Below are 22,686 nucleotides of genomic sequence, written 5' to 3'. Positions count from 1 at the left end.
CTGGTCGCCGCCTTCATCGGCGTGCCGCTCATCGAGATCTACGTGCTGATCCAGGTCGGCCAGGTCATCGGGCCGTGGTGGACGATCCTGCTGCTGATCGTGGACAGCCTCATCGGCACCTGGCTGATCCGTCGCGAGGGTGGCCGGGCCTGGCAGGCGCTCCGGGTGGCGCTCGAGTCGGGCCGGATGCCGGCGCGAGAGCTGGCCGACGGGGCGCTCATCCTGGTCGGGGGGACCCTGATGCTCACCCCCGGGTTCGTCACCGACGGGTTCGGGATCCTGCTGATCCTCCCGTTCACCCGGCCGGTGGCGCGGCGGCTGCTCACGCAGCTCGTGGGCCGCCGGCTCCTGTCCGGATACGCGACTCGCCCCGGACGCGGTCCCGGTGGACCGGTCATCCGGGGCGAGGTGATCGACGACTAGCGGACCCGCGTCAGCGGGTTCGCCGATGGTGGTCGAGCTCGGGTCAGCCTGCCTTGCGCTTGCGCGCCGAGGCGCGGTGCAGGTGGGCGGGGCCGATCTCTCCGCCCCGCAGCAGCTCGAGACGCTCCTTGAGGATGTCCTCGAGCTCCTTCTCCGAGCGCCGTTCCAGCAGCATGTCCCAGTGGGTGCGGGCCGGCTTCTCGTTCTTGGCCTCGGGCTGGATGCCGGAGGTGCTCAGCGCCTCGCTGCCGCACTTCTGGCACTCCCACGTCGCCGGGACCTCGGCCTCGACCGACATCGTGATCTCGAACTCGTGCCCGCGCGGGCACAGGTACCCGACCTGCTGTCGAGCGGCGAACTCGATTCCGCGCTCGTCCTCGAAGCTCTGACCCCCCAGTCGAGCGCCACGCAACGTTCGCTCCGCCATGAGCCACCTCCTGGCTAGTTCCCCCGGTTGACGACTGTGAGACGGCCGAACGGCCAAGACATGACGCCGTCTGGCGTCGGTCGCCCTGATGTTCCAACGCTAGTGGGGTCCCGATGATTCCGGAATCCCCAGGTGTCGCGAGTGGGTCAAATCACGGCCGGTGCGACGTTGCCTGCCTCACGGATGCCGCGTTCGGTGTCCACCTTCAGGAGTAGTACCCCGCCCACCACGAAGAAAACAACGAGGGCGAAGATCGCCGGCCGGTAGGAGTCGGTGATCGACAGCACCAGAGCGAACGTCGCCGTGCCGAACCACGACGTTCCGCGGTCCATGGCGTGGTAGAAGCTGAAGTACTCCGCCTCCTTGCCCTTCGGGATCAGCAGCGAGAAGTAGGAGCGGGCCAGCGCCTGGGTCCCGCCCAGGACGATGCCGATGGCGGCACCGAGGACGAGGAACATGGGGATGTTCCCGGCCGGCAGGAGCAGCGCCGCGGTCACGATCAGCATCCAGACCACCAGGCCGAAGAGGATGACCTGCTTCGCGCCGTACGCCGCTGCCGCCCGTCCGAAGGCGAGCGCGCCACCGAAGGCGACGAACTGGACCATGAGGATGGTCCCGATCAGGATCGTCTGGCTGTGACCGAGCTCCTCGGCGCCGTAGACCGCCGAGGAGGCGATGACGGTCTGGATGCCGTCGTTGAAGAACAGGTACGCGAACAGGAACGTGAGCGCCATGGGGAAGCGCCGCAGGTCCTTGAGCGTCGCGAAGAGCTGACCGAAGCTCTGCCGGATCGCGCCGCCGGACTCCGGGACGAGGTGTTGCGGCTGGTGGTTCCGGAGTCTCAGGAACGGGATCAGCGTGAACCCCGCCCACCAGAGGGCGGCGGAGAGCATGCACAGACGCGCGGCCAGGCCCTCGTCGAGGCCGATCGCGTCATGACCGAGGAAGACCACGAGGTTGATCACCAGCAGCAGACCGCCGCCGAGGTAGCCGAACGCCCAACCGCGCGACGAGACCCGGTCGCGCTCCTGCTCGTCCGAGATCAGCGGCAGGATCGAGTCGTTGATGACTCCCGCGGCTCCGAAGCACACGTTCCCCACCACGATGCCGACCGCCGCCAGCTGCCAGTTGTCGCCGGTCGCGAAGAAGATCAGCGAGGCGAAGGCGGCGCCGGTCCAGGCGAAGACACCGAGCAGGGCCTTCTTGTTCTCCCGGCGGTCGGCGAAGGCACCGAGCGGGGGGAGGAGCAACGCGGAGAGGATCGTCGACAGCGTGATCAACCAGAAGAACAGTGCGCCGGGCGGCAGGCTGAACATCCCCACGGCGAACCGACCGTTCTCGCCGACCGCGTTCTCGGCGAGGGTGATGAAGTAGGGGCCGAAGAAGACGGTGCCGATCGTGGTGGTGTAGGCGCTGTTCGCCCAGTCGTACCAGTACCACGCACGCTGCTCCCTGGCCCGCTCCAGCGGACGGAGATCGGCGACGCCGCCGGGCGCCTCGCTCATGTCTCTTCCCTCCCGCAGCCCATCCACTGGTGTCGCTCGACGAGCACGCCCTTGAGTATGTCGGTGCGGTCGGTCATCAGGCCGTCGACACCACGGTCGAGCAGCTCATGGATCTCGTCGGGATCGTCGATGGTCCAGACGTGCACGTGCTTGCCGGCCGCGTGGGCGCGACGTACCAGCCCCCGGGTGGCGACGGTCAGCGGACCACGTCGGTGCGGGATCTGCAGCGCCGCCACGCGGCCCCTGGTGAGGCGGTCCGCCAGCCGACCGCTGGGCAGCAACCGGAAGGCGACGGCCTCCAGCGGGTGGGCCGAGGTCGGGACCCGGCCCCCGGTCAGACGTCGGAACTCGTTGAGGCGGCCGGGCGAGAAGGAGCCGACGAGGACGCGGTCCCACGCGTCGTGCTCGGCGACGAACCGGGCCAGGAGGGGGACCGCGGAGGAGGCCTTGACGTCGATGTTGAAGCGGGCGCCCGGCAGCTGCTCGAAGAGGCTGGCCAGCGTCGGGACCCGCTCGCGGCCATCGATGAGCGCCTCGCCGACCTCGGCCAGGGTCAGGCTCTCGATCCGCCCCCTGAGGTCGGTGACCCGGTCGAGGACGGCGTCGTGGAACGCGAGCAGCGTGCCGTCGCTGGTGGCGTGGACGTCGGTCTCGAGGTAGTGGTAGCCGAGGTCGACTGCATGACGGAACGCCGCCAGGGTGTTCTCCAGCCCCTCGATCTCGGGGTGGTAGGCCCCGCCACGGTGGGCGAAGGCGAGAACCGTGCCCGGCCGGTCCAGGACGGCATCGAGGTAACGGTGTCCGGTCCGCGGCGCGTTCACCCGTGCAGTAAACACCCCTGTGTGGTGGTGCTCACTGCTTTCGCAGATCCCCGGCGTGCGTACGCACCAGTCACCTGGGGAGGGGAGTAGCGTCGACTCCATGGATGACGCGTTGACCTGTCCTCGCTGTGGCACCGAGATGGTGAGTCGGACTGTGGCCGACGGGCAGGTGAGCCAGTGCCCGGACGGTCACGGGGTGTTCCTCTCACGAGCCGACCTGGGCAGTCTCATCGAGTCCGAGACCGACTGGCACCGCAATGCCAGCCAGCACACCGCGCCGCTGCCCCGGATCACCGCCGACATGACGGCGCCGCCCTCCGGCCGGGCCAGGGCCCGCGCCTGGGTGGAGACGCTGTTTACGTAGGCCGTCCGCAGGTTGAGGTGCGAAGGCGCCCTGGCGCCTGAACTTCGAAACCCCGGAAGTCAAGGCAGGGCGGTGAGGTCGGCTTTCGCCTCACCGGGTCTCGACACGCGCGGTTGCGACCTCGTTCCTCGGTCGCGCGCGCTGCTCGACCACCAATGACCGTCCGCGATATCTGGCGCTCGGCGGCAAGCCGCCGATGCTCAGATATCGCGAAAGGTCTCGATGTTCGCGCCGAGCAGGTTGAGGCGCTCGGCGAGCTCCTCGTAGCCGCGGTGGATGACGTACGTCGACCGCAGCACCGAGGTGCCCTTCGACGCGAGCATCGCCAGCAGCACCACCACGGCGGGTCGGAGCGCCGGGGGACAGACGATCTCGGTACCGGACCAGTGGGTCGGCCCCTCGATCATCACCCGGTGCGGGTCGAGCAGCTTGACCTGCGCCCCCAGCTTGGTGAGCTCGGTGAGGTAGATCGCGCGGTTCTCGTAGACCCAGTCGTGGAGCAGGGTCTGGCCCTGCGCGGTCGCCGCGATCACGGCGAAGAACGGCAGGTTGTCGATGTTGAGGCCCGGGAACGGCATCGGGTGGATCTTGTCGAGCGGTGCGTGCAGGTGGCTCGGGAGGGTGGTGAGGTCGACCAGCCGGGTGTGACCGTTGCGGGCGACGTACTCCTCGGAGCGGGTGTACTGGAACCCCATCTCCTCCAGCAGCGCCAGCTCGATCTCCAGGAACTCGATCGGCACCCGCTTGATCGTGATCGACGACTCGGTCACGATCGCCGCCGCCAGCAGTGACATCGCCTCGATCGGGTCCTCGCTGGGGGCGTAGTCGACGTCGACGTCGATCACCTCACGCCCGGTGACGGTGAGCGTGGTGGTGCCGATGCCGTCCACCACGACCCCGAGCTTCTGCAGGTAGAAGCAGAGGTCCTGGACCATGTAGTTGGACGAGGCGTTGCGGATCACGGTGGTGCCCGGGTGCAGGGCAGCCGCCATCAGGGCGTTCTCGGTGACGGTGTCGCCGCGCTCGGTGAGGACGATGGCCCGGCCGGGCTCGATGGTCCGGTTGACGTTGGCGTGGTACATCCCGTCGGTGGCCTTGACCTCGAGGCCGAACGGACGCAGTGCCGCCATGTGGGGCTCGACCGTGCGGGTGCCGAGGTTGCAGCCGCCGGCGTACGGCAGCTCGAAGGTGTCGGCGCGGTGGAGGAGCGGTCCGAGGAACATGATCACCGAACGGGTCCGCCGGGCCGCGGTCTCGTCGATGTGCTCGAGGTCGAGCTCGGCCGGCGGGATGATCTCGAGGTCGCCGTCGTCGCCGAGCCACCGGGTCTGCACGCCCAGGCTTCCCAGCACCTCCAGCAGCCGGTTGACCTCCTCGATCCGGGCGACCTTGCGCAGGGTGGTGCGGCCGCGGTTGAGCAGGGAGGCGCACAGCAGCGCCACGCCGGCGTTCTTGGAGGTCTTGACGTCGATGCTGCCCGAGAGTCGGGTCGGTCCGGTGACGCGCAGGTGCGTGGGCCCGGCGCCCAGCGCCACGATCTCGGAGTCGAGGGCGCTGCCGATGCGGGCCAGCATCTCCAGGGAGAGGTTCTGGTGGCCCTTCTCGATCCGGTTGATGGCGCTCTGGCTGGTCTTCAACAGCTGGGCCAGCTCGAGCTGGGTCAGGCCGCGATGCTTGCGCGCGTCCCTGATCAGGTTGCCGATCCGGCCCTTGTAGTCGACAGTCATGTCCGCCACGGTATCTCAGATATGAGATGTGCCAACATCGGCACGCGCGGGATCCCTGGATCGCCGTGCAAGGATGCCCGCATGCGAGCGACCACCATCCATGCCGCCGGGGACGTCCGCCTCTCGGAGGTCCCCGACCCCGAGATCTCGAGCCCCACCGACGCCATCGTCAAGGTGACCGCAGGCTGCATCTGCGGGTCGGACCTGTGGCCCTACCGGGGCGAGAACGACATCGACGAGGGCTCGACGATCGGCCACGAGTGCGTCGGTGTGGTCGAGGAGGTCGGGGGAGAGGTGGTCTCCTTCCGGCCGGGGGACTTCGTGGTCGTGCCCTTCTGCCACAGCGACAACACCTGCCCGCACTGTCGCGCCGGGATGCACTCGGCGTGCGAGAACCAGGGATTCACGGCCAGCGGCCAGGGGGAGTACGCGCTGGTGCACCAGGCCGAGGGCACCATGGTGAAGACCGACGGCCAGCCCGACGAGGGCATGATCCCGTCGCTGCTGACGCTCTCCGACGTGATGGCCACCGGCTGGCACGCAGCCGTGGCGGCCGGCGTACGCGAGGGGGGCACCGCGGTCGTGGTGGGCGACGGCGCGGTGGGGCTGTGCGGAGTCCTCGCAGCATCGGTGATGGGCGCCGAGCAGGTCGTCGTCATGTCGCGGCACCAGCCGCGTCAGGACATCGCCCGGCAGTTCGGCGCCACCCACGTCGTCGAGGAGCGGGGCGAGGCGGGGGCCGCCGCGATCCTCGAGATCACCCAGGGAGTGGGCTCCGACGCGGTGCTCGAGTGCGTGGGCACCGACGCCGCGATCCAGACCGCGTTCGAGATCGCCCGCCCCGGGTCCACCGTGGGATTCGTGGGCGTGCCGCACGGCGTGGAGCTCCCGATCCGGCGGATGTTCTCCAGGAACATCGGCCTGGCCGGTGGGATGGCCCCGGTCCGGGCGTACCTCCCCGAGCTGCTGAAGCTGGTCGTCGAAGGGCGGATCAACCCCGGGCTGGTGTTCGACTCGACGCTGCCTCTGTCCGAGGTGGCGGAGGGTTACCGGGCGATGGACGAGCGTCGCTCGGTGAAGGTGCTGCTCCAGCCCTGATCCGGGTCGCGCGGCTCAGGCCGCGTTACCCGGCATCGGAGCGGGCTTGCAGGTGCAGTCGTCGCCACACACCAGGTAGGTGTGGATGGCGTGCCCGCAGCTCTGGCAGGGCATGTCGTGCGACAGGTGGTGCGTCGTCGTCTGGACGGTGTCCCACATGGCCTTTTCCTCCTCCCCACGAAGAGTTCCCGCTGTCCTGGTGGCCACACTCCCCGGATGTGCTCCTGTGGATCGTGTGATCACCTGGGTAGATCGCACCACCATGGTTGAACGTTGCACTGCCGACTCACCGGTGATTCGTCGCAAATCGCTAGAGGTGACCAGACCGGCATAGTCCACCTGATCCGGACGGTCCTTCGTTCGGGCCTTCGCGGGTGATCCAAACGCCCCTGCCCGCATATCGCGCAGGGTGTGTCAGACTTCGAATGAGGCCCCAACCCGGAGGCCCATACGGGGACCACTCAGGAAAGGCACCACATTGAACACTCGCACCATCGCCATCGCCGCCCTCGTCCTCGTCGTCATCGTCATCCTGCTGATCCTCTTCTGATCCGGACCGGCGGCCGGCCCGCTGGCCCGGCCACGGCGGCGTAGCATCGCGGCTGTGGGCAGCAGACCGGCCGCCGACCAGCAGCTGCTGGACCTTGCCCGGCTGCGACGCGTCCGCGACCGGATCGACCGGGAGTACGCCCAGCCGCTGGACGTCGAGTCGCTCGCCCGCGGTGTGCACATGTCGGCCGGCCACCTCAGCCGCGAGTTCCGTCGCACCTACGGCGAGTCGCCGTACTCCTACCTGATGACGCGGCGGATCGAGCGGGCGATGGCCCTGCTGCGCCGCGGTGACCTGAGCGTCACCGACGTCAGCCTCACCGTGGGCTTCTCCTCGCTCGGCACCTTCAGCACCCGTTTCGCCGAGCTGGTCGGGGTGCCGCCCAGCACCTACCGCGAGCAGCACTCCGGTGACTCGGCCGAGATGCCGTCGTGCCACGCCCGGCAGGTGACCCGGCCGATCAGGACCAGATCGGTCAGGAATGAAGAAGCGCGGCCGGGGCCGCCCCAATAGCGTGGCGCCATGAACATCACCATCCACTACGCCTTCCTCCCGCAGACCGATCCCGAGGCGTCCCTCGCCTTCTACCGCGACACCCTCGGCTTCGAGGTCCGCAACGACGTCGGCTACGACGGGATGCGCTGGATCACCGTCGGCCCGTCCGGCCAGCCGGAGACCTCGATCGTCCTCCACCCGCCGGCCACCGACCCCGGCATCTCCGACGACGAGCGGCGCACGATCCTCGAGCTGATCGCCAAGGGCAGCTACACCGCCCTCACCCTGGCCACACCCGACCTCGACGAGGTGTTCGGGAAGCTCGAGGCCAGCGGCGCGGAGGTCCTCCAGGAGCCGACCGACCAGCCTTACGGCGTCCGCGACTGCGCGTTCCGCGACCCGTCGGGCAACCTGATCCGCATCAACCAGCTCGGTTGACCCGGCACATGGACGGCCCGCGCGACCCGAAGACCCGCCAGGCCGACACCCTGAGCATGCTGGCGACGCCGGCGATCGACGTCTGGGTGGCGACCTCCTCGCCCGCGGGCGCGCCCCACCTCGTGCCGGTCTCGCTGGCCTGGATCGAGGACCGCGTGGTGATCGCGGTGCCGGAGACCTCCGTCACCGCGCGCAACCTGACCGCGTCCGGCGTCGCCCGGCTCGGACTCGGTCCGACCCGCGACGTGACGATGATCGACGTCGTGCTCGAGAGGGTCGTGGAGGTCTCGGCCGACGAGCCGCTGGCCGCGGGCTACGCCGCCCAGGCCGACTGGGACCCGCGCGGCGACAGCGGGTACGTGTTCCTCGTGCTCCGGCCGTCCCGGGTCCAGGCCTGGCGCGAGGCGAACGAGATCGCGGGTCGTACGCTCATGCGCGACGGCGCGTGGCTGGTCCAGGACTGACGAGGGAGACACGATGAGCGAGCATGCTGCCGACAGCCACGACCTGATCCGGGTGCAGGGTGCGCGGGTCAACAACCTGAAGGACATCAGCGTCGAGCTCCCGAAGCGGCGGCTGACGGTCTTCACCGGTGTGTCCGGCTCCGGGAAGAGCTCCCTCGTCTTCGAGACCATCGCCGCGGAGTCGCAGCGGATGATCAACGAGACCTACAGCGCCTTCGTGCAGGGCTTCATGCCGACCCTGGCCCGGCCCGAGGTCGACGTACTGGAGGGCCTGACCACCGCGATCATCGTCGACCAGGAACGGATGGGCGCCAACCCGCGCTCGACGGTCGGCACCGCCACCGACGCCAGTGCGATGTTGCGGATCCTCTTCAGCCGGATCGGCAAGCCGCACATCGGCTCGCCGCAGGCCTTCTCCTTCAACGTCCCCACCCGCACGGCGAGCGGGATCATGACCGCCGACAAGGGCCAGGGAGAGAAGACGGTGGTCCGCAAGCGGGTGTACCTCGGCGGCATGTGCCCGCGCTGCGAGGGCATGGGTTCGATCAGCGACTTCGACCTCACGGCCATCTACGACGAGTCCCGGTCGCTGGCCGAGGGCGCGCTCCTGGTCCCGGGCTACAGCATGGACGGCTGGTACGGCCGCATCTTCAGCGGCGCCGGCTTCGACATGGACAAGCCCATCGCGAAGTACAGCAAGAAGGACCTCCAGAAGCTGCTGTACGGCGAGCCCGAGAAGATCAAGGTCGAGGGCGTCAACCTCACCTACGAGGGCGTCATCCCGAAGATGCAGAAGTCGATGCTCAGCAAGGACGTCGAGGCCATGCAGCCCCACGTGCGACGCTTCGTGGAGCGCGCGGTCACCTTCACGACGTGTCCCGACTGCGACGGCACGCGGCTCAACCCGGAGGCGCTGTCCTCGAAGATCAACGGCAAGAACATCGCCGAGCTGTCCGAGATGCAGATCAGCGATCTCGCCGCGTGGATCCGCGACCTCGACGAGCCGTCGGTGGCGCCGCTGCTCGGCGGACTGCGCCACCTCCTCGACTCGTTCGAGGAGATCGGCCTGGGCTACCTCTCGCTCGCCCGGCCGGCCGGAACCCTCTCCGGGGGAGAGGCACAGCGCACCAAGCTGATCCGCCACCTCGGCTCGTCGCTCACCGACGTCACCTACGTCTTCGACGAGCCCACGATCGGCCTGCACCCGCACGACATCGACCGGATGAACGAGCTGCTCTTCGCGCTGCGCGACAAGGGCAACACCGTGCTCGTCGTGGAGCACAAGCCCGAGACCATCGCCATCGCCGATCACGTGGTCGACCTCGGGCCCGGTGCCGGCTCAGGAGGGGGCACCCTGTGCTTCGAGGGCACCGTGGACGGTCTGCGGGCCAGTGACACCACCACGGGTCGCCACCTCGACGACCGGACCACCCTCAAGGAGTCCGTGCGCTCGCCGTCCGGCGCGCTCGAGGTCCGCGGGGCGTCCCTGCACAACCTGCAGGACGTCGACGTGGACATCCCGCTCGGCGTGCTCTGCGTGGTCACCGGTGTCGCCGGTTCGGGCAAGAGCTCGCTGGTCATGGGCTCGGTCGCCGGACGTGACGGCGTGGTCGTGGTCGACCAGGCGGCGATCAAGGGCTCGCGTCGCAGCAACCCGGCGACCTACACCGGCCTGCTCGACCCGATCCGCAAGGCGTTCGCCAAGGCCAACGGCGTCAAGCCGGCGCTGTTCAGCTCCAACAGCGAGGGCGCCTGCCCGAACTGCAACGGGGCGGGCGTCATCTTCACCGAGCTGGGCGTGATGGCCACCGTCGAGTCCACCTGCGAGGTGTGCGAGGGGAAGCGGTTCCAGGCGGCGGTGCTGGACTACACGCTCGGAGGCCGGAACATCGCCGAGGTCCTGGCCATGTCGGTCGTGGAGGCCGAGGAGTTCTTCGGCAGCGGAGAGGCGCGCACGCCGGCGGCGCACCAGGTGCTGGAGCGGCTGGCAGACGTGGGGTTGGGTTATGTCAGCCTGGGTCAGGCGCTCACGACCCTGTCGGGCGGGGAGCGGCAGCGACTCAAGCTGGCGACCCACCTCGGCGAGAAGGGTGGCACCTACGTCCTCGACGAGCCGACGACGGGCCTGCACCTGGCGGACGTCGAACACCTGCTCGGCCTGTTGAACCGGCTGGTGGACTCGGGCAAGTCGGTGATCGTGATCGCGCACCACCAGGCCGTCATGGCGCAGGCGGACTGGATCATCGACCTCGGACCCGGCGCCGGGCACGACGGTGGGCGCGTCATCTTCGAGGGGACGCCGGCAGATCTCGTCGCGAAGCGTTCCACGCTCACCGGCGAGCACCTCGCGCAGTACGTGGGCTGAGGGTCTCCGGAAGCGGCTCCCGTAGCGCCGATAAGTGACATTATGTCAACAACCGGAGGCGGGGCGGCCCCCTGCTCCATCCCCTACCGTGGCGACCATGTCGACCAGCGTCCCCCAGGGGCTGCCACCGACGCCGTACCTGCGCGTGGACCCGGTCCGGCTCCGGCACAAAATCCGGCGGGTGGCAGAGCGTGCCGACGCCGCCGGCGTCGCGCTGCGGCCGCACGTGAAGACGCACAAGTGCGTCGAGGTGGCCAAGCTGCAGCGCGCCGCCGGCGCGGACGGGATCACCGTCGCCACCCTGGGCGAGGCCGAGACGTTCGCCCGGCACGGATTCGACGACATCTTCATCGCCTACCCCCTGTGGCTCGACGAGGTGTCGGCACGCCGGATGCGCGACCTGCTGGGCCACGCGAGGGTGACCATCGGTGTGGACTCGCCCGAGGGCGCAGCCGAAGCCGGTCGTCACCTCGGTGAGCGGGTCCGCGCGCTGGTCGAGGTCGACTGCGGACACCACCGCAGCGGCGTGCAGCCCCGCGCGGCCGGCACGCTGGCCGTCACGGCGGCCCGGGCCGGGCTCGACGTCCGCGGCGTGTTCACGTTCCCCGGCCACAGCTACGCGGCCGGCCGGACCGGCGAGGCCGCCGTCGACGAGGCGCGCGCGCTCGCCGAGGCGGCCGAACGGCTCCGGGTGGCCGGGATCGAGCCGGTCGTGCTCAGCGGCGGATCCACGCCCAGCCTGTCGATGTCCGACACCGGGGTCCTCACCGAGCTCCGCCCGGGCGTCTACGTCTTCGGTGACGCGCAGCAGTGGGAGCTCGGCACCATGTCGCCCGACGACGTGGCCCTCACCTGCCGCTCGACCGTGGTCAGCCACTCCAACGGGAGACTCGTGCTCGACGCCGGCAGCAAGTCCCTCGGCGCGGACCGGGCGCCCTGGGCCACCGGCTACGGGCGCCTCCTCGAGCATCCGGAGGCCAGGATCGTCCTCCTCTCCGAGCACCACGCGGTCGCCGACCTGGCCGGAACTCCCCTGCCGCCGATCGGCAGCCGGGTCGACGTCGTCCCCAACCACGTGTGCAACGCGGTCAACCTCGCGGACACGTTGTACGTCGAGGACGCCGGGGTGCTCACGGCCTGGCCGGTGGTCGCCCGGGGCCAGAACGGTTGACCGGACCTCTAGGATCGCCCGCATGCCTGCCCGACTGCGTTTCGTCCTGCTCGCCCTGCTGTGCGCCGGCGCCCTGGCCTCGTGCGGCGACGACGGCTCGACCGGCTCCGACTCGGGTGGCGACTCGGGCAGCAGCGCGGGTCCCACCTGCGAGTACACGGAGGACGGCACCCCGCCCGCCAAGGAGGTCGAGCCGCCTCCGAGCGAGGCGACGCAGACGGGCGAGGTCGACGTGACGATCGCGACCAGCGCCGGCGACGTCAGCGCGACGCTCGACGCGGAGGCCGCACCGTGCACCGTCAACTCGTTCCTGTCCCTGGCCGAGCAGGGCTACTTCGACGCGACCACCTGCCACCGGCTGACCACCTCCGGAATCTTCGTGCTCCAGTGTGGTGACCCGACCGCCAGCGGCGCGGGTGGTCCCGGCTACTCCTTCCCTGACGAGCTCGAGGGCAACGAGACCTATCCGGCCGGCACGCTGGCGATGGCCAACGCCGGGCCCGACACCAACGGCTCGCAGTTCTTCATGGTGTACGACGACACCGAGCTCGCGCCGTCGTACACCGTGTTCGGCACGATCGACGAGGGCGGGCTCGAGGTGCTCGGGGACGTGGCGGCGAAGGGCACCGCCAACGGCTCCCCCGACGGCCCACCTGCGACCGAGGTGAAGATCGAGTCGGTCACCACCGGCTGACGGTCAGAGCGGGAACGACGAGCCGGTCAGCTCCTCGGATCGCGACCACAGGGCCCGGGCGAGCTCTGGGTCACTCGCTGACCGGCTCCGGCCGACCAGGGTCGGCCAGCCCAGCATCTCCCCCGGCCCGTGGGGGCCGACGTAGCTGTTGCCGGGGAGATCCATCGTGGCGGCGTAGACCGTGGTCAGCGCACCCTGCCAGGCGGGCATCCCGACCAGCCTGTTGCCGACGTCGGAGAGCCAGGTGAACGCCTGGCTGCCGGTTCCGCCCTGGAGGGCCGTCGAGGTGTAACCGGGGTGTGCGCCGGTGGCACGCAAGGTCGACCCGTGGGACGTGAGCCGGCGCTGCAGCTCGGCCAGGAACAGCAGGTTGGCGAGCTTCGACTGCGCGTAGGCGGCGTAGGGACGGTAGGCGCGTCGCTCCCAGTTCAGGTCGTCGAGGTCGACCTGGCCCGACCGGTGCGCGGCCGAACCGACCACCACGACCCGGTCGGTGATCCTGGGCAGCAGCAGGTTGGTCAGCGCGACGTGGCCGAGGTGGTTGGTGCCGAGCTGGCTCTCGAAGCCGTCGACGGTACGGGCGAACGGGACGGCCATGATCCCGGCGTTGTTGACGAGGACGTCGATCTGGTCGCACTGCTCGGCGAACGTGCGCACCGACGCCAGGTCGGCCACGTCGAGGTGGCGGACCTCGGTGTCACCTGGCAGGTCGCGGGCGACCGCCTCCCCCTTCTCGCGATTGCGAACCGCGAGCACCACGTGGGCTCCGAACGCGGCCAGGATCCGGGCAGTCTGGAGCCCGATGCCGCTGGTGGCGCCGGTGACCACGACCCGGCGCCCGTTCTGCGGCGGGACCGCCGTCCATCGCCGCGGACCGTGAGGTCGGCCCATCAGCCCTCCAGAGTCCGCTTGAGCGCCGCCAGGTCCTTGGTCATCGCCCGGCGCATCGCCAGTTCCATGGCCGGCGCGGCGATGCGCGCGAAACCGGTCGGTGAACCGTTGTTGCGCAGCGTCATCCGCGTGCCTCCCTCGGCCGGCTCCCAGGTGTACGTCGTCTGCATCGGGAACGGGCCCTGGGCCGTGCGCATCACCAGCCGCTCTCCCGGCACCAGGTCGACCACCTCGTAGGTGTACTCGATCCGGCGACCCAGGAAGGTGGCCACGAAGTCCATCCGTGAGCCGACCTGCACCGGCGGGGGCACCCGCCACTGGACGGACCGGATGTTGACGTACCAGTCGGGCGCGTTGCCCGGATCTCCGGCGTACGCGGCCACCTCCCCGACGGGTCGCCGAATGAGGGTCTCGACCGTGACATCGACGGCCATCCCTACGCTCCGGGGTACTCGATGGGCTCGCCGATCTGGACCGTGCGCCCGACCGAGCACAAGCGGTCGCGGGTCTGCTGGAGCGCCCTGGGCAGCATCTCGCGGGCCCGGTCGCCACCCTCGCCCTCGGGGAAGGTGACGTCGAAGCTGACCTTGAGGCCGACCAGGTGGTTGCCCTGCTCGTCGCGGACCTTGTGGCCCTCGGCGTGCACGTCGAAAGCCTCGGGGGTGGCTCGCTTGCCGGTGATCAGGTCGACGTCGATCGCGCTGCAGCCGGCGATGGCGACCAGCAGCAGCTCCACGGGCGTGAAGTCGGAGCCGTCGCCGGACCCGACGGGGAGCACTCCCCCGCGTCGGTTCGTGGCCTGGTAGCGGCCCTCGCCGGTCCGGGTGAGGTCGATGCTGCGCAGCGTCTCGGGATCCATGCGGGTCAGCCTGCCAGACCGCTCCCCCGCCGGCTCAGCGGAACCGGTGGAACAACCGCGCCCGGCGGGCCCGGCGAGCCTGCTCACGAGCCAGCGCGAGGGTCCGCAGCTGCACGTGATCCCGGTCGGGGTGGGTCCGCCCGTCGACGATCCCGCGGGCCAGGTGGAGCTGCGTGTTCATGGGGCGTCATCCTCTCGGTCCGGCGCTCCGGACCGCTCGATTCGGTAATGTGTTCAGTCGCTGACGTGACTCTTACACTTTACTCTGCGTGACGACTCGGTGCGGTATCCACGCCGACGTGATCCCCAGCACTCGCCCAGCACCAGCCCGGCACCCGCGAACGCACGACGGCCCGGGCGTGACCCCGGGCCGTCGTACCTCGAGGCAGGCGCTCAGCGCAGGACGAGACCGAACATCCGCCGGCCGGTCACGACCTGGCCGGTGGGGCCGCCCACGTCCGCCCGCTCGAACGAGCCGCGGCGCGACTCGATGAAGAGCTGGGCCGCGACCTCGTCGTTGCGGGCCGCGTCGGAGAGGTTGTCCTGGAGCTGCTCGACGGTGTCCGCCCCGCCCAGCCAGTTCCACGATGAGCCACCGCCCATGACCGCCAGCATCCCTTCGCCCCGTGCCGCCCGCGCCGGGATGGGCATGGACAGCCACACCGTCCGTTCCTCGGTGCCGCTCTCGAGGACCGCACGCAGGTTGAGGCTGCCACCCGACTGCACGATGGCGGGCCTGCGGCGGGTGAGGGTCACCCACTCACCACCGCGCCGCTGCATGACCTGGACCACGCGCCACGTCGAGTGGTCGTCGGTGAGGGTGCCGTTGACCGTGACGCTCTCGACGCGCACCCCCTGCATCCGGCTCAGGGCCCAGACGGCGTCCGCGACGTCCCACGGCGACTCGAACGCGATGTCGTACTCGGAGGAGTAGCGGTCGCCGTGCTCGATCGTGAACGGCGTCTCGTTCAGGGTGCCGGTGTTCTCGGTGCCCGTGATCGTCCAGTCCTGCTCCTCGGAGCCCGGTCCGAACGACTCGAGGACCGCGTCGTGGTTGACCAGCTGCTCGTAGAAGGTCATCTCCGCATTGGCCGCGGGGACGCTGACGTGCGTGGTGCCTGCCCGCGTCTCGCCGTTGTAGGTGAGGTTGGAGGTGACGTCCATCGTGTCAGGCAGCACGGTCAGGTCGCCGCTGATCCCGGCGGTCCGGTCGTCGGTGATCGTCCCGACAGGAGCCGCGAAGTTGGCCACCTTGAACGGCGCCCCCAGGGTCTCCGGCTGCACGTAGAGCGCGCTGGCCGGGTGGAGGCTCAGGCTGGTCCGGCCCGAGAACATCATCGGGTGGCCGAAGCCGACCAGCCGACCTTCGCAGACACTGGTCACGGTGCCGACCCCACCGGCGGTGATGTCGCCGTACGCGAAGCTGGCGCCGAGGTTGCCACCGGCCACCAGGTCGGAGCCCGCGGCCACGCCGTCCGCAGCGCCGGACATGGTCGCGAACCTCGTGGCGACGTACGGGCGGGCCTTGCCGTGCGGCGGTGCCAGGGTGGCGGTTCGCTCCAGCCGCAACGCGGAGACACCGCTGAAGGTCTTCGGGATCGCCAGCCGGGTGAATCCCTGACCTGCCTGGTTCGGGGTGACCTCCGACTCGGCGGCGATCCGGGAGGCGTCGGCGCTGCCGACCTCGACGGTGCGGGCCAGGCCGACGCTGGGCTGCAGGTAGTCGTCCATCTTCTCGAAGGGCGTGATCCCGGCGACCGGGGTCGGTCCCCACGAGAGGCCGTAGGCGACGGCACCGATGAGGTCGCCGCTCGTCGTGTCGTAGACGGGCGACCCCGACATGCCCTGCCAGATCCCGCCCGCACGCTGGATCTCGGTGGAGTCCAGCTCCATCATGATCATGTCGAGCCCCGGGGCGATCCCGTTCTCGAGCGCACCGATCACCTCGCCGGTGAACGGCGTCGGAATCGTGCCCTCCGTCACCGTGAGTCCCTCGACCTGCTGGCCCCTGACGAGGTCGTCCACGGGGTAGGCCACGGCGCAGTCGCCCGTCGGCTCGACCGACTGGGCCGGGCCGGTGGTGACGGCGCCGGCCGTGGCCATCACGCCCAGTGACGTGGCGATCGCGGCCGCGACCCGACCCCGCCCGCGAGCTTTGATGCGGATCATGTTTGCTACTCCCTCTCCGAGTGCAGGGGAGCACAGCACGCCCCCACGTGGCCCAGGACCTTGATGGAGCAGCATTGGTTGCACCCGCCCGGAGCCAGCTAAAGGTAATGGTCTGGACACCCGGCCGTGATGCATTTCGACGATTCACTTCTAAGGTGTCGACGTGGGGATCGCCAGCGAACGCGCCAGGCGACCCGGGCCGACGGTTCGGGTCGGTGTGCGCGAGCTGACAGCGGACCGCGAGGCCGACCGGGAGGACCGGCTGGCGACGGAGGAACCGCTCGAGATCCGACTCGCCTGGCCAGGGGTTCCGGCGCACCGCGTGTGGGTGACCATGCGCACGCCGGGACACGACTTCGAGCTCGCCGCGGGGTGGCTGGTGCACGAGGGCCTCGCCGTGCCCGGGGCGATCCGGGGTGTGGCCTACTGCGTCGACGACGACCTCGCGCCGGAGGAGGAGTTCAATGTGGTCACCGTGACCCTGTCGGCACCGCCGGCGCGCGATCCCGGTCACCGACACACGGGACTGTCGACGGGTTCCTCGGCCTGCGGCGTGTGCGGCAAGGACTCGGTCGCCGAGGCGCTCGACGTACCCCGTGGCGACCGCTGGCCCGGGCCAACGGTCACGCCCGCCGTGGTCCGCCGGCTCCCGTTGCTGCTGCGCGAGCGACAGCAGGTGTTCTCCCGCACCGGCGGGGTGCACGCCGCCGGCCTGGCCACCGCCTCCGGCGAGCTGCTGGTCTGCCGGGAGGACGTCGGTCGGCACAACGCCGTCGACAAGGTCACCGGGGCGCGGGTGCTCGCCGGCCACTCCCCCGCCGAGGCCTGCCTCGTGGTCAGCGGCCGGGCCGGGTTCGAGCTGGCCCAGAAGGCGGTCGCCGCGGGTGTGGGCGCGCTGGTGGCGGTCGGCGCACCGTCGAGCCTCGCGGTCGGCCTGGCCCGGCGCAGCGGCCTGCACCTCTACGGGTTCACCTCCGCGGACCGGTGCGTCAGGTACAGCCCCAGTTGACGTTCCACCCCGTCTAGCCATTAAGAATCCCGGCTGTCCGGAGTACGAAGGTTGGAGGGGGACGCGCATCTAGGGAGGACGCTCGATGAACTCATCCACGCGCAACCTGCTCCTGGCCGGCGCCGCGATCGCCGCCTCGATCGGGATCGCCATCCCCCTGCTCCCGGCAGGGGCGACCACCAACACCACCACCCCGCTCGCGGCCCAGCTCGACGGTCAGCAGGAGGTTCCGCCCGCCGACCCCAACGGCGTCGGCGACGCGTTCGTCTTCGGCACGCCCAGCGACCCCAACGCCCTGTGCTACGTCGTGATCGTGGACAGGATCCGCCCCGCCACCATGGCGCACATCCACCGCGGCGTGTTGGGCGCCAACGGAGACATCGTCGTGCCGCTGCGGGCGCCGACCGACGGAGACTCGGCCGGGTGCGTGCAGACGCGGGAGGGACTCGTCGCGCGGATCCTGGCCAACCCGCAGAACTTCTACGTCAACGTGCACAACCGACCCTTCCCGGGCGGCGCGGTGAGGGGGCAGCTGGCAGCCAACTGAGCGCCCGCGGTTTGTGTACGACGGCCGGGTGCGACACGGTGGAGCAGTACTGACCGCAATCGGAAGCGAGCCCATGCTCACTCTCACCGACAACGCCAGCACGATCGTCAAGGAGATCTCCAACCAGATCCCGGAGGCCGCGGGTCTGCGGATCACGAGCGAGAGCGCCGACCAGCCCTCGTTCGAGGTCGAGCCTGCCCCTGCCGCCGAGCCGGGCGACGCCGTGGTCGAGCAGGATGGCGCGACCCTCTACCTCGACGAGGCCTCGTCGTCGCAGCTCGACGACAAGGTCCTCGACGCCCAGGTCGACCAGAACGGCGGCGTGCAGTTCGCCCTCACCCAGCAGGGATGACGCACGGCTGAAGAACCAGCGCTGGTGAGGAGGGTGCGCACCGGCACCCCCGGCGTGGGTCCATCGCCTTGTCGGTGGAGCCTTCTACGTTCGTGTCGTGCGCATCCTCCACACCTCCGACTGGCACCTGGGCAGGTCCTTCCACCGTGAGGGGATGCTCGGGCACCAGGCGGTCTACGTCGACCACCTGCTCGACGTCGTGGAGCACGAGCAGGTCGACCTGGTGGTCGTGGCCGGTGACGTCTACGACCGGGCCCTGCCTCCCGTCGACGCCGTCCGGCTGGCCGACGAGACGTTCGCGAGGCTGGCCGCCTCCCGCGCCCAGGTCGTGGTCACCAGCGGCAACCACGACTCGGCCCATCGCCTCGGGTTCGGGTCCCGGCTGATCGACGCTGCCGGCGTCTTCATCCGCACCGATGCCGCCACCGTCGGCGTTCCGGTGCTGCTGGAGGATCGGCACGGCCAGGTCGCTGTCTACGGACTGCCCTACCTCGACCCCGACACCCTGCGCGAGCCCTGGGGCCTGCCCGGCCGCTCGCACGAAGCTGCCCTCGGCGAGGCGATGAGCCGGGTGCGTGCCGATCTCGACGGCCGCCCCGGTGCGCGCTCGGTGGTCCTCGCCCACGCGTTCGTCGCCGGCGGCGAGCCGAGCGAGTCCGAGCGCGACATCAGCGTCGGTGGGGTGTCCCTCGTGCCGACCGCCCTCTTCGACGGCATCGACTACACCGCGCTCGGCCACCTCCACGGCCGGCACACGCTGACCGACACCATCCGCTACAGCGGGTCCCCGCTCGCCTACTCCTTCTCCGAGGCCCGACACCGCAAGGGCAGCTGGCTGGTCGACCTGGACGCGACCGGGCTGCGGGCTGCGGAGTTCGTCGACGCGCCGGTCCCTCGCCCACTGGCGCGGATCAGGGGTGACCTCCAGGTCCTCCTGACCGATCCCGCCCTGGCCCGCCACGAGTCCGCCTGGATCCAGGCCACCCTCACCGACGACACCCGGCCGCTCCAGGCCATGGAGCAGCTGCGGCGCCGCTTCCCCCACACGCTCGTCCTCGCCTTCGAACCCACCGCGCACCGCGACTCCGCGACCCCGACCGCACCGACCCAGGGCAGGTCCGACCACGAAATCACCCTCGACTTCGTCGCCGACCTGCGCCGCGTTCCCGCCACCGACGCCGAGGCCGCCGTCCTGCTCGAGGCGTGCGACGCCTGCTGCGACGACCCCGACGTCGACACACTGCTCACCGCGGGTGCAGGCTGATGCGACTGCACCACCTCCAGGTCGAGGCCTTCGGGCCGTTCGCGGACCGGGTCGCCGTCGACTTCGACGCTCTCTCCGAAGCCGGCCTGTTCCTCCTCACCGGGGCCACCGGTGCGGGAAAGACCTCCATCCTCGACGCGGTGTGCTTCGCCCTCTACGGCGAGGTGCCGGGCGACCGCCAGAGCGCCAAGCGACTCCGCGCGGACCAGGCGGCTGACGGCGAGACGCCGCGGGTCACCCTGGAGCTCACGCTCGCGGGCCGGCGGTTCCGGATCGTGCGCTCCCCCGCCTGGCAGCGGCCCAAGAAGCGCGGCACCGGCACCACCACCCAGCAGGCATCGGTCAAGCTGTGCGAACGTCGCGGTGAGGCCTGGCACCCGCTGTCCACCCGCCTCGATGAGGCGGGGCACCAGATCACCCACCTGGTGGGCCTCAACCTCACCCAGTTCTGCCAGGTGGCGATGCTCCCCCAGGGCCGGTTCCAGGCCTTCCTGCGGGCGAGGTCCGAGGAGCGTCACAAGCTCCTGCAGCAGCTGTTCCGGACCGTCCGGTTCGAGGAGGTGGAGCGCTGGCTCGCGGACCGCCGGCGTACCTTGCGCCGCGACTCGCTCGGCCATCATGACCAGGTGGCCGACCTGGTGAGCCGGCTCAGCGAGGCTGCCGCCTCGCCGCTCCCGGCCGGCTGGGACCTCCACGACCTCGGCCCGGCTGCCGAGATCGGCGAGGTCGCCCGATGGCTCGTCGACCGGCGAGGGGCGGCGGAGGCCTCGGCCCGTGAGGCTGCCGCCCGGCGCCGGACCGTGGTCGCCGAGGAGGCCGCGGCCCGGGAGTCGCTCCAACGCGCCCGCACGCTCCGCGAGGCCCAGCAGCGCCACGCCGCGGCCCGCACCGAGCGTGACCGGCTGGCGGCCGCGGCCCCTGACCACGCACGTCAGGTCGACCGGCTGGCTCGGGCCCGGCGCGCCACCGAGGTCGCACCCCTGGGCAGGGTCGCCGACCAGCAGGCCCACGCGGCGGCTCGCGCACGCGAGGTCAGCGCCGCGCGCACGCGAGACGCGGTCGCCGAGCTGGGTCTCACCGGGGCCGGGCCCGACAGTCCCGACCTGGTCGACGTCCGCGATCGAGCCGTCGCCACGGCTGCCGATGCCCGGGCGCTTCTCCCCCGGGAGGTCGCCCTGGGCGCCCTGCGGCAGGAGGTGGACGACGCCTCTGCACGCCTGCGACAGCTGCGGACCGAGCGTGACGAGCTCGCCCAGCTGCTCACGGAGCTGCCCGACCAGGTCGCCGCACAGCGCGCGCAGGAGTCCGAGTCCCGCGAGGCCACGCGAGACCTTGCCGTCGTTCGCGACAGGGTCGTCTCCCTGCGCAGCCGGCACGAGGCTGCCGAGCTGGCCGTCGGGCTCACCGCCGAGCTCGCCGCGGCCACCGACCTCCACCGTGATGCCGTCGACGAGGCGCAGCAGCTCCGGGAGAACTGGCTCCAGGTCCAGGAGCAACGCATCCGTGGCATCGCCGCCGAGCTCGCCGGAGCGCTCGTGGTGGGCGGCGACTGTCCGGTCTGCGGGTCCGCCGAGCACCCCCGACCCGCCAGCCCCGACGCCGGCGCCCCCGACGCGTCGACCGAGAAGGCCGCTCGCAAGCGTGTCGACGACGCCGAAGCCGCTCGCCACGCCCACCACCTCCGGGTGCGTGAGCTCGCCGGACGGCTCGAGGCTGCCCGGTCCGCAGCCGACGGCGACCCGGCGTCGCTGGGCGTCGAGCTCGCCGCCGAGGAGTCCGAGCTACGACGACTCACCGCGCTCGCCGACTCACTCGCCGAACGCCAGGCATCGCTCGCCGCCGTCGAGACCCGGCACTCCCAGCTCGCCGAGCGGCACAACGGGATCGACCGTGAGCTCGCCGTCACGTCCGCGGCCCTGGAGCGCCGTCGTGAGGAGTCCGCCACGATCGAGCGCGAGCTGTCCGCGCTTCTCTCCGGCTCGGGCTGCGACCGCCTCGACGCCCTGGCTGTCCGGCACGACGAGATCGCCACCGCGTGCTCGGCCGCCCTCCTCGCGCGTGACGACGCGCGCCGTGCCGACCAGGCCGTCTCAGCGGTCCGGAAGCAGCTGGAGCAGGCTGCGGTGGACGCAGGGTTCGACGACGCCCGGGCCGCTCTCGAGTCGGCCCTCGACCCCACCGGGCTGTCCCGGCTGGAGCGGGAGGTCCGGGCCCACGAGCAGGCCGTGGCCGGTGCCGAGTCGACGCTCTCCGATCCCGGGCTGCGCGACCAGGCGGCGCTGCCCGCGCCCGATGTCGCGGCGCTCGAGACGGTCCACCAGCAGACGGTCGACCACCTCACGGCGGCCACGACGGCGGCCGACGTCGGGCGCACCCGCGCCGAACGCGTCGCGGGACTCGGCGACCGGCTCGAGCAGGCGCTGGAGGCCTGGGCCCCGGTCCGCGCCCAGCTCGAGCTCACCACCCGGCTGGCCGCGCTCGTCGACGGGTCCTCCGCCGACAACCGGCTCCGCATGCGGCTCTCCGGCTACGTCCTGGCCGCCCGGCTCGCCCAGGTCGTCGCTGCGGCCAACGTGCGCCTGTCGCGGATGAGCGACCAGCGCTACGCCCTGGAGCACACCGGGGGCCGCGGCGCCGGTGAGAGCCGCGGCGGCCTGAGCCTGAGGGTCCGGGACGAGTGGTCGGGCGAGGCGCGCGACCCGGCCACGCTGTCCGGCGGCGAGACCTTCGTCGTCTCGTTGGCCCTTGCGCTCGGGCTGGCCGACGTCATCGCCCACGAGGTCGGCGGTGCCGACCTCGACACGCTGTTCGTGGACGAGGGGTTCGGCTCCCTCGACGCGGAGACCCTCGACGACGTGATGGACACCCTCGACACCCTCCGGGAGGGTGGCCGCGTGGTCGGCGTGGTCAGCCACGTGGCCCATCTTCGGGAGCGGATCCCGACGCAGCTGCACGTGGAGAAGCGCCGACACGGCTCGGCTGTCCGCACCGTCCACGCGCGATAGGTTCGCCCTCATGGACAACGCCGTCGACCCGACCTTCCTGGACCTGCC

Annotated in this window: 24 protein-coding genes; 14 read left to right on the top strand and 10 right to left on the bottom strand. The window is 70.9% G+C overall.

All coding sequences use genetic code 11. From position 1 onward, the window contains the following. Positions 1 to 423, top strand: a 423-nt coding sequence (locus VFN12_RS11465) for an FxsA family protein (protein ID WP_325118817.1), incomplete at its 5' end; no start/stop codon positions are given. A 43-nt stretch (positions 424 to 466) separates the two neighbouring features. On the opposite strand, the gene VFN12_RS11460 is transcribed toward VFN12_RS11465, so the two are convergent. The 3 genes from VFN12_RS11460 to VFN12_RS11450 all read right to left on the bottom strand — a co-directional run bounded on the left by VFN12_RS11460 (position 467) and on the right by VFN12_RS11450 (position 3,176). Next, positions 467 to 850 (bottom strand): RNA polymerase-binding protein RbpA, encoded by a 384-nt coding sequence (locus VFN12_RS11460; protein WP_325118816.1) that lies wholly within the window; start codon positions 848 to 850, stop codon positions 467 to 469. A 146-nt stretch (positions 851 to 996) separates the two neighbouring features. After that, positions 997 to 2,355: an MFS transporter gene (locus VFN12_RS11455; RefSeq protein ID WP_325118815.1), complete on the bottom strand. Its 1,359-nt coding sequence runs from the start codon at positions 2,353 to 2,355 to the stop codon at positions 997 to 999. Beyond that, positions 2,352 to 3,176: a glycerophosphodiester phosphodiesterase gene (locus VFN12_RS11450; RefSeq protein ID WP_325118814.1), complete on the bottom strand. Its 825-nt coding sequence runs from the start codon at positions 3,174 to 3,176 to the stop codon at positions 2,352 to 2,354. Before VFN12_RS11450 ends, VFN12_RS11455 begins: the two co-directional genes overlap by 4 nt. Before the next feature lie 100 nt (positions 3,177 to 3,276). Here VFN12_RS11450 and VFN12_RS11445 point away from each other — a divergent pair, with 100 nt between their 5' ends. Beyond that, complete coding sequence (locus tag VFN12_RS11445) at positions 3,277 to 3,540, top strand: zf-TFIIB domain-containing protein (protein ID WP_325118813.1); 264 nt, start codon at positions 3,277 to 3,279, stop codon at positions 3,538 to 3,540. 200 nt (positions 3,541 to 3,740) lie between these two features. On the opposite strand, the gene VFN12_RS11440 is transcribed toward VFN12_RS11445, so the two are convergent. Beyond that, the gene (locus tag VFN12_RS11440) at positions 3,741 to 5,267 is read right to left on the bottom strand and encodes a UDP-N-acetylglucosamine 1-carboxyvinyltransferase (protein WP_325118812.1); all 1,527 of its coding nucleotides are present in this window, start codon (positions 5,265 to 5,267) and stop codon (positions 3,741 to 3,743) included. An 81-nt stretch (positions 5,268 to 5,348) separates the two neighbouring features. Between VFN12_RS11440 and VFN12_RS11435 the strand changes: the two genes are divergently transcribed. After that, a complete protein-coding gene (locus tag VFN12_RS11435) occupies positions 5,349 to 6,365 on the top strand; it encodes a zinc-dependent alcohol dehydrogenase family protein (protein ID WP_325118811.1) in 1,017 nt (338 codons plus the stop codon). Positions 6,366 to 6,380: 15 nt separating this feature from the next. Here VFN12_RS11435 and VFN12_RS11430 read toward each other — a convergent pair whose 3' ends face one another. Further along, on the bottom strand, positions 6,381 to 6,524 hold the full coding sequence (locus VFN12_RS11430) for a hypothetical protein (protein ID WP_325118810.1): 144 nt from the start codon (positions 6,522 to 6,524) through the stop codon (positions 6,381 to 6,383). A 445-nt stretch (positions 6,525 to 6,969) separates the two neighbouring features. Here VFN12_RS11430 and VFN12_RS11425 point away from each other — a divergent pair, with 445 nt between their 5' ends. The 6 genes from VFN12_RS11425 to VFN12_RS11400 all read left to right on the top strand — a co-directional run bounded on the left by VFN12_RS11425 (position 6,970) and on the right by VFN12_RS11400 (position 12,542). Further along, positions 6,970 to 7,428 (top strand): helix-turn-helix transcriptional regulator, encoded by a 459-nt coding sequence (locus tag VFN12_RS11425; RefSeq protein ID WP_325118809.1) that lies wholly within the window; start codon positions 6,970 to 6,972, stop codon positions 7,426 to 7,428. Positions 7,429 to 7,437: 9 nt separating this feature from the next. Next, positions 7,438 to 7,848 carry a VOC family protein gene (locus VFN12_RS11420; RefSeq protein WP_325118808.1) on the top strand — a complete coding sequence of 137 codons (411 nt, stop codon included), beginning with the start codon at positions 7,438 to 7,440 and terminating at the stop codon, positions 7,846 to 7,848. Positions 7,849 to 7,856: 8 nt separating this feature from the next. Next, positions 7,857 to 8,312 carry a pyridoxamine 5'-phosphate oxidase family protein gene (locus VFN12_RS11415; RefSeq protein ID WP_325118807.1) on the top strand — a complete coding sequence of 152 codons (456 nt, stop codon included), beginning with the start codon at positions 7,857 to 7,859 and terminating at the stop codon, positions 8,310 to 8,312. 13 nt (positions 8,313 to 8,325) lie between these two features. Then, on the top strand, positions 8,326 to 10,677 hold the full coding sequence (locus VFN12_RS11410) for an excinuclease ABC subunit UvrA (protein ID WP_325118806.1): 2,352 nt from the start codon (positions 8,326 to 8,328) through the stop codon (positions 10,675 to 10,677). Positions 10,678 to 10,774: 97 nt separating this feature from the next. Further along, on the top strand, positions 10,775 to 11,848 hold the full coding sequence (locus VFN12_RS11405; RefSeq protein ID WP_325118805.1) for an alanine racemase: 1,074 nt from the start codon (positions 10,775 to 10,777) through the stop codon (positions 11,846 to 11,848). 22 nt (positions 11,849 to 11,870) lie between these two features. Continuing rightward, entirely contained in the window at positions 11,871 to 12,542 is a 672-nt protein-coding gene (locus tag VFN12_RS11400) for a peptidylprolyl isomerase (protein ID WP_325118804.1), read from the top strand. A 3-nt stretch (positions 12,543 to 12,545) separates the two neighbouring features. Here the strand turns inward: VFN12_RS11400 and VFN12_RS11395 are convergent, their stop codons facing one another. The 5 genes from VFN12_RS11395 to VFN12_RS11375 all read right to left on the bottom strand — a co-directional run bounded on the left by VFN12_RS11395 (position 12,546) and on the right by VFN12_RS11375 (position 16,461). Beyond that, positions 12,546 to 13,433, bottom strand: a complete 888-nt coding sequence (locus VFN12_RS11395) for an oxidoreductase (protein ID WP_325118803.1) — start codon at positions 13,431 to 13,433, stop codon at positions 12,546 to 12,548. After that, positions 13,433 to 13,867: an SRPBCC family protein gene (locus VFN12_RS11390; protein ID WP_325118802.1), complete on the bottom strand. Its 435-nt coding sequence runs from the start codon at positions 13,865 to 13,867 to the stop codon at positions 13,433 to 13,435. Before VFN12_RS11390 ends, VFN12_RS11395 begins: the two co-directional genes overlap by 1 nt. 2 nt (positions 13,868 to 13,869) lie before the next feature. Beyond that, on the bottom strand, positions 13,870 to 14,292 hold the full coding sequence (locus tag VFN12_RS11385; protein WP_325118801.1) for an OsmC family protein: 423 nt from the start codon (positions 14,290 to 14,292) through the stop codon (positions 13,870 to 13,872). 34 nt (positions 14,293 to 14,326) lie between these two features. Next, positions 14,327 to 14,473, bottom strand: a complete 147-nt coding sequence (locus VFN12_RS11380; protein WP_325118800.1) for a hypothetical protein — start codon at positions 14,471 to 14,473, stop codon at positions 14,327 to 14,329. A 212-nt stretch (positions 14,474 to 14,685) separates the two neighbouring features. Continuing rightward, positions 14,686 to 16,461, bottom strand: a complete 1,776-nt coding sequence (locus tag VFN12_RS11375) for a hypothetical protein (RefSeq protein ID WP_325118799.1) — start codon at positions 16,459 to 16,461, stop codon at positions 14,686 to 14,688. Between the two features lie 163 nt (positions 16,462 to 16,624). Here VFN12_RS11375 and VFN12_RS11370 point away from each other — a divergent pair, with 163 nt between their 5' ends. The 5 genes from VFN12_RS11370 (at position 16,625) to VFN12_RS11350 (ending at position 22,638) form a co-directional block, all read left to right on the top strand. After that, positions 16,625 to 17,470 (top strand): formate dehydrogenase accessory sulfurtransferase FdhD, encoded by an 846-nt coding sequence (locus VFN12_RS11370; RefSeq protein ID WP_325118798.1) that lies wholly within the window; start codon positions 16,625 to 16,627, stop codon positions 17,468 to 17,470. Positions 17,471 to 17,555: 85 nt separating this feature from the next. Continuing rightward, positions 17,556 to 18,017: a CHRD domain-containing protein gene (locus tag VFN12_RS11365; protein WP_325118797.1), complete on the top strand. Its 462-nt coding sequence runs from the start codon at positions 17,556 to 17,558 to the stop codon at positions 18,015 to 18,017. 73 nt (positions 18,018 to 18,090) lie between these two features. Beyond that, on the top strand, positions 18,091 to 18,369 hold the full coding sequence (locus VFN12_RS11360; protein ID WP_325118796.1) for a Fe-S cluster assembly protein HesB: 279 nt from the start codon (positions 18,091 to 18,093) through the stop codon (positions 18,367 to 18,369). 97 nt (positions 18,370 to 18,466) lie between these two features. Further along, a complete protein-coding gene (locus VFN12_RS11355; protein WP_325118794.1) occupies positions 18,467 to 19,633 on the top strand; it encodes an exonuclease SbcCD subunit D in 1,167 nt (388 codons plus the stop codon). Continuing rightward, a complete protein-coding gene (locus VFN12_RS11350) occupies positions 19,633 to 22,638 on the top strand; it encodes an SMC family ATPase (protein WP_325118792.1) in 3,006 nt (1,001 codons plus the stop codon). The genes VFN12_RS11355 and VFN12_RS11350 overlap by 1 nt, the downstream gene beginning before the upstream one ends. Positions 22,639 to 22,686: the final 48 nt, after the last annotated feature.

The organism is Nocardioides sp. (assembly GCF_035703625.1).
Lineage (GTDB): Bacteria > Actinomycetota > Actinomycetes > Propionibacteriales > Nocardioidaceae > Nocardioides.
Note: the sequence above shows the minus strand (reverse complement) of the source record. Positions and strands in the feature narration are given on the sequence as shown.